The following is a 1,182-nucleotide window of genomic DNA, read 5'->3' as shown; positions in this document are numbered from 1 at the left end:
CTACGTCAGCCCCAAAATAAATAAGGAAAAATGATAGAAATGAAAAAAATTTACTTTGGTACAAATTTGAAAATGTATAAAGGTAATACTGATGTTGTGAAATACCTTTCCGAGTTATCTGATTTTTATAATACTTTTCGATCAAAGTATGAGATTGAGCTTTTTGTCATACCCTCTTATACAACATTAAAAGATGCTGTCGAAACGGTGAAGATAAAAATGGGTACTCAGACTATAAAAGTTGGTGCTCAAAATATGAACCCCAATGAGAATGGACAATTCACTGGTGAAATCTCTCCCTTAATGCTGAAAGAATTAGGAGTGAAATTGGTGATGATCGGTCATTCCGAGCGACGCCATATCATGAAAGAAACAGATCAGGAAGAAAATGAGAAAGTACTTTCCTCTTTGCAGCATCAGTTCATAACACTACTATGTATTGGTGAGACTTTAGAACAAAAAAACTATGATATTTCTGATGAGGTTTTAAGAACACAGTTAAAAATAGGTCTATACGGTGTAAACATTGAGCAATTGCCTTTATTGCGTATTGCATATGAACCTGTTTGGGCTATTGGTACGAATGGTGTTCCTGCTACAGCAGAATATGCTAATGAAAAACATGCGGTTATAAAACAATGCCTATTTGAGTTATTTGGTGAAGAAGGCAATAAAATACCCATATTATATGGAGGCAGTGTGAATCCTAGTAATTCAGATGAATTAATATCACAAAGCTACATTGACGGATTATTTGTGGGGAGAAGCGCTTGGGATGCATTAAATTTCCATTCACTGATTACTAATGCCTTGAAAAAAGCAGAAGATGCGGAGAAATAAAAAATGGATTACTCAGCTATTGCCTATGAACTTATAGAAAAATTAGGTGGAAGAAATAATATTAGTGCATTAACGCATTGTGCAACTCGTATTAGAGTAGTTTTAAATAATGATAGCAAAATTGATAAATTAGCAATTGAGAAGATGCCTTGCATAAAGGGATTGTTTTCTTTACCGAATCAATATCAGATTATTGTGGGGTCGGAAATTGTGAAGGAACTACATGATGCGATGAGTCATCAATTACTATCGTAAATATCTAGTTCTTTGTATAGAAATTCATTTTATAACAGGAGTATTTAACTAATGGCAACTCGCAGACAATTAGCAAACGCAATCCGT

2 protein-coding genes are annotated in these 1,182 nt (G+C 33.9%); both read left to right on the top strand.

The genetic code is table 11. From position 1 onward, the window contains the following. Positions 1-39 precede the first annotated feature (39 nt). Positions 40-840, top strand: coding sequence for a triose-phosphate isomerase (locus BKK52_RS13270; protein WP_077474629.1), 801 nt, complete (start codon positions 40-42; stop codon positions 838-840). Between the two features lie 3 nt (positions 841-843). After that, positions 844-1,095 (top strand): PTS transporter subunit EIIB, encoded by a 252-nt coding sequence (locus BKK52_RS14030; RefSeq protein ID WP_077474628.1) that lies wholly within the window; start codon positions 844-846, stop codon positions 1,093-1,095. Positions 1,096-1,182: the final 87 nt, after the last annotated feature.

The sequence above is a fragment of the Rodentibacter trehalosifermentans genome (assembly GCF_002000545.1).
In the GTDB taxonomy this organism is placed as follows: domain Bacteria; phylum Pseudomonadota; class Gammaproteobacteria; order Enterobacterales; family Pasteurellaceae; genus Rodentibacter; species Rodentibacter trehalosifermentans.
Note: the sequence above shows the minus strand (reverse complement) of the source record. Positions and strands in the feature narration are given on the sequence as shown.